5 protein-coding genes are annotated in these 4,847 nt (G+C 44.1%); 2 read left to right on the top strand and 3 right to left on the bottom strand.

What is annotated here, in order from left to right:
• The 3 genes from B4K20_RS04475 to yihA form a co-directional block, all read right to left on the bottom strand.
• On the bottom strand, window positions 1–366 hold a 366-nt coding region (locus tag B4K20_RS04475), incomplete at its 3' end, for a c-type cytochrome (RefSeq protein WP_289282026.1).
• Window positions 359–1,615, bottom strand: coding sequence for a sulfite dehydrogenase (soxC, locus tag B4K20_RS04470; RefSeq protein WP_289282025.1), 1,257 nt, complete (start codon window positions 1,613–1,615; stop codon window positions 359–361). The genes soxC and B4K20_RS04475, both read right to left, overlap by 8 nt.
• A gap of 11 nt (window positions 1,616–1,626) precedes the next feature.
• Window positions 1,627–2,253: a ribosome biogenesis GTP-binding protein YihA/YsxC gene (gene yihA, locus B4K20_RS04465; protein ID WP_289282024.1), complete on the bottom strand. Its 627-nt coding sequence runs from the start codon at window positions 2,251–2,253 to the stop codon at window positions 1,627–1,629.
• 91 nt (window positions 2,254–2,344) lie between these two features.
• On the opposite strand from yihA, the gene B4K20_RS04460 reads away from it, so the two are divergent.
• Together B4K20_RS04460 and B4K20_RS04455 are read left to right on the top strand one after the other, a co-directional pair.
• The gene (locus B4K20_RS04460) at window positions 2,345–2,953 is read left to right on the top strand and encodes a c-type cytochrome (RefSeq protein WP_286303691.1); all 609 of its coding nucleotides are present in this window, start codon (window positions 2,345–2,347) and stop codon (window positions 2,951–2,953) included.
• A gap of 87 nt (window positions 2,954–3,040) precedes the next feature.
• Window positions 3,041–4,847, top strand: a 1,807-nt coding sequence (locus tag B4K20_RS04455; protein WP_289282023.1) for a cytochrome c biogenesis protein ResB, incomplete at its 3' end; no start/stop codon positions are given.

Below are 4,847 nucleotides of genomic sequence, written 5' to 3'. Positions count from 1 at the left end.
AAAAGGTGCCGAGGGTGGCATCGCTCGCCGAATGTAGTCATAAAGTGTTGTTGCATAAGGCCAATAGCTATTTACGGTTTTCTCTGGGTAGTCATCCGTGAGCGAGCCAACGTAACCGACCAGCGGCATAGCGCTGGCGCCGATGGCACCAAATCCATGACAGCTGGCACAGTGCTGATTAAATAGTTGTTTGCCTTGCTCTGCAGTGCCATGTCCCACAGGTAAATTTTTGCCATCAGGGGTTATAGTAAGGTTCCATGCTGTTTGCTGTGATTGTTGCACAGCATCTTTACCCAATGGCTGGACTAATGGCTCGGCGACAAGTGCTGGAGAAAACAGTAAAAAGAATAGAATGTGTCTATACATAAATATGACTAATCTGACCGTCTTCATTGATTTCCCAGCTGACAATCGCGTTGTAATGAAAAAAACTATTGTCACCGCGCTCTGAAATGAGCGTATTTCGAGATGGTTGCTGATAACCCGTTTCATCGGTAGCTCGGCTTTGTAATATTGCGTATTGACCTTGCCACTGCCACGGCAGACTAAAACGAGTAAAAGCTCTATCTAAAACAGGATCGCTTAGTTCTGCTTGGACCCATGTATCACCGCCATCTGCTGATACCTCGACTTTGCGGATTTTGCCATTACCTGACCAGGCAAGCCCGGTGACCTGATAAATGCCGGGGTTATCCGGCAGTGTCATCCCAACTGAAGGACTGGTAATAAGTGACTTGGCTTGCATAGTGAAGCTGAATTGTCTTGCTTTACTTGTAGGCAGTAAGTCAGTGTACTGGGCCGTTTCATCCCGGGTCATCGCAGGTTGATCAACTAACTTTAACTGTCTTAACCACTTCACATTGACGATGCCTTCCCAACCCGGGAGTAACAATCGAACCGGATAACCATTTTCAGGTCGCAGGCGTTCGCCGTTCTGGTATAGGGCCAAAATTGCATCATCGAGTAATTTTTCAATGGGAAGGCTCACATTTAATGCGGCACCATCCGCTGCTTCAGCAATGGCCCATTTCGCTTCAGCTTGAATGCCACATTCATTTAAGAGCAGTCTGAGTGGAACACCAGTCCACTCGGCATTAGAGACAAGGCCATGCACATAGCCTGCAGCTGATTGAATGGGAGCGCTACGCCAGCCAGCATTACTATTGCCTCCGCACTCGATAAAGCAGATTTTTGTTATTTGCGGGTAGCGTTTTAAGGCATCAATCGAAAATGTTAGTGGCTTGTCTACTAAACCATCAATCATGATTTCATGTGAGGATGGATTGATATCAGGCACACCATTATGGTGCCGTTCATAATGCAAACCATTAGGCGTAATAGTACCTTGTAACTCTTCTAATGGTGTCCATGACACACCATTACCGGGTACGTTTGGGTTGGCAGATATCCAGCGAATAATATCTTTTTCGTAAATAGAAGGTTGACTATAGTTACTGAAATTCGCTCCCGCTTTCAGCATAGAGTCGGGGAGGGGTTGCTGTAACTCTGCTGAGACTGGCTGTGCTTGCACAGGTAAGCTGAAACCGAGAAAAACACTACTCAAAGCCGTACCTTGTAGAAACTGGCGTCGGCTTTTAAGTAGTGATTTATTCATTTAGATATCCTTCAGTCACCTGGGGAAGAGTCTATTCCCTGATTCACTTCGAACCAATCATCAAGCTTTTGAGTGGCTTCCTCTTTGCCCGATTTGTTCAAGGATGAAAATAGCTGTACAGAGGCGTTTAAGGAGAGCTTTTTAAGTTCATTGCGTACAGATAACAGACTTTGTTTACCCGCGCCTTTTTTGAGTTTGTCAGACTTAGTGAGCAGTATATGTACTGGCAAATCAGCTTGGTTAGCCCAGGTTAGCATCTGTATATCGAATGGTTTTAATGGGTGACGAATATCCATCATTAACATCATTCCCTGCAAACACTGCCTGGTTTCAAGATATTGAGCCAAAGTATGCTGCCATTTTAGCTTCATTTTCTCAGGGACTTTGGCATAGCCATAACCAGGAAGATCGACTAACGCTCGCTCATCGTCGAAGCTAAAAAAATTAATCATTTGTGTACGGCCAGGCGTTTTACTTGTCCTGGCGAGCGCGCTGATTTCCGTTATGCAATTGATCGCACTGGATTTTCCGGCATTGGATCTACCAGCAAATGCCACCTCATAACCTTGATCTTCAGGTAACTGGGACAGCTCAGTAGCACTGCCGTTATAATAGGCTTTTCTATATAGTTGTGACATGGAACCATTTTGGGTGAAAAATTATCCTAACAAGAGTAGCATACCCAAAGTTCTCGATGATGATTTAGCTTAGTTTTCAGGTAATAAAATAATGAAAAAATTAGTGAAGATAGCCATGCTCGGTGTGGCGGTTACGATGAGCACTCAAGTGATGGCGGCCGGCGATATCAATGCTGGTAAGAAAAAAGCGGCTGTATGTGCAAGCTGTCATGGCGCAGATGGAAATAGTCCTTCTGATGCTTTTCCCAAATTAGCCGGACAAGGTGCCGGTTACCTCGAAAAACAATTAGCCAACTTCAAGAGTGGTGAGCGCCAGAATGCGTTGATGGCACCGATGGTGGCCAACTTATCAGAACAAGATATGGCTGATTTGGCGGCATATTTTGCGAGTAAAAAAATGGCACCAGGTGCTGTTTCTGAAGAACTAGTTAAACAAGGCGAGCAAATCTACCGTGCCGGCAACAAAGAAACAGGCGTGCCCGCTTGTATGGCTTGTCATGGACCAAATGGTAATGGCGTGCCTGCGGCGAAATGGCCTAAGTTATCATCACAATACAGCACGTATGTGGAAGCACAGCTTCATGCATTTGCTAAAGGGGAAAGAGCCAATGATCCTAATAGCATGATGCGTGATATTGCCAGCAAAATGAGTGAAGCCGAAATTAAAGCGGTTTCAGCTTATGTCTTTGGTTTGAAATAATCGTCACACTTTCTCTACATAGCTAATCATTCTTAGCTATGTAGAGAGATTAAAATCGAGTAACGAACTCGTTTTAAGGCTCACTTCATGTCACAAAATCAGGATTCATCAGTTTCTCATCGCAGTTTAGCTTGGCGAGTTTTTCATTTTTTAGGCACGATGGAATTGGCAATTACATTGCTAATTACCTTAGCTATCGCCTCTGTCATAGGTACTGTTCTTCAGCAAAATCAACCTTATCCTGATTATCTAATCAAATTCGGTCCTTATTGGTTTGAAGTATTTGAAAAACTGGGTTTGTATGATGTTTACAGTGCTTTGTGGTTTTTAGCCATATTGGCATTGCTGGTGGTTTCCACAACTGTCTGTGTCATCCGCCACGCGCCTTCCATGTTCAAAGATATGTTTAATCTGAGAACACATGTGCAGCTTAAATCTTTACGTTCCATGCATCACCGTAGTGAGTGGGAAACTCCGACGTCACCAGAGCAGACTGTCGATGCCGTAAACGCAGCGCTCGCCTCTGATGGCTTTAGGACACGAGTCACTGAGAAAAGTGAAGGAAATACCTTAGTCTCAGCAATGCGTGGTGGCATGAATCGCCTTGGCTATATCCTGACACATGTTGCGATTATTGTGATCTGTGTTGGCGGCCTGTTTGATAGTAACCTGCCACTGAAACTTGCCGAATGGCAGGGCAGAATTCAGGTTGAAACCCGAAATTTACCTCTTCCCCAGGTTCCAAAAGAAAGCCGTCTTCCTGTTGGGCCACAAGCCTTTAGAGGCAGTGTCAGTATTCCAGAAGGAAGAGCGGCGAGTGTGGCTTATCTAGCCATGCGCGATGGGTATTTAGTGCAAAATTTACCTTTCACTATTGAAGTAAAGGAATTCCGTATAGAGCACTATCCAACAGGGCAGCCGAAATCATTTGAGTCAGATCTAGTGATTCATGATACTGATTTGGAGAAACCGCTTGAATCTACCATCGCGGTGAATCATCCGCTTATATATAAAGGTTATGCCATTTATCAAGCTAGTTTTGGGGATGGTGGCTCTGAACTGACTTTGAAAGCCTGGCCTTTATTTTCTGATAAAGGTGAGCCCGTTAGCTTAGAAACAAAAGTCTTTAACACACAGCAGATGCTCTGGGGTGATAAAGAAATGCAGTTAGAAATCACCGATTTCAGACCTTTCAATATTAACCCTGATCCTACGGATGATAATCCTAACAATGTTCGTAATTTTGGTCCTAGTGTGACTTTTAAGCTACGTCAACCTACTGGTGAGGCACTTGAATATCAAAACTATATGAATCCGGTTGAACGGGATGGCCGATATTATTTCTTGAGTGGTGTACGTGGCTCGCCATCTGAAGAATTTGCTTATTTGTATATACCTGCTGATGAGAATGACAGCATTGAGGGCTTCTATCAGTTTTTGAAACGACTTCATAATAAAAGTGTTGTGAAGGATATCGCTGAGGAAATGAAACTCGCTACATTATCTAGCTTGCAAACAACAGACGATGTTGTTTTGGCTGATAGCCTACAAAAAACCTTAGAAACACTCATCGAGATGTTTAATCGTGGCGGTTTTGGTGAGGTCAGTGAGTTCATTGAAAAAACGCTACCGGAAGCTGAACGTGATGCTTTAGCTCCGGCATATCTGGCCATGCTCAGAGAAATGCTTGGACGTATTTATTTTTCAGGTTTAGAGCTCAAGCAGGGGGAAACGGTTGATCAATCCGAGGTTCTGTTTTTACAGGATGCGATTGATGCGATTGGCACATTACCTCGATATGGCTCTCCTGTGTATTTAGAAATGACTGATTTCACGCAAATCCAATCAACCGGCTTGCAAATAGCACATGCACCAGGCAAAAGCATAGTCTATC

Origin of the sequence: Methylophaga sp. UBA5088 (genome assembly GCF_002414625.1) — a bacterium.
Classification (GTDB): Bacteria; Pseudomonadota; Gammaproteobacteria; order Nitrosococcales; family Methylophagaceae; genus Methylophaga; species Methylophaga marina.
Note: the sequence above shows the minus strand (reverse complement) of the source record. Positions and strands in the feature narration are given on the sequence as shown.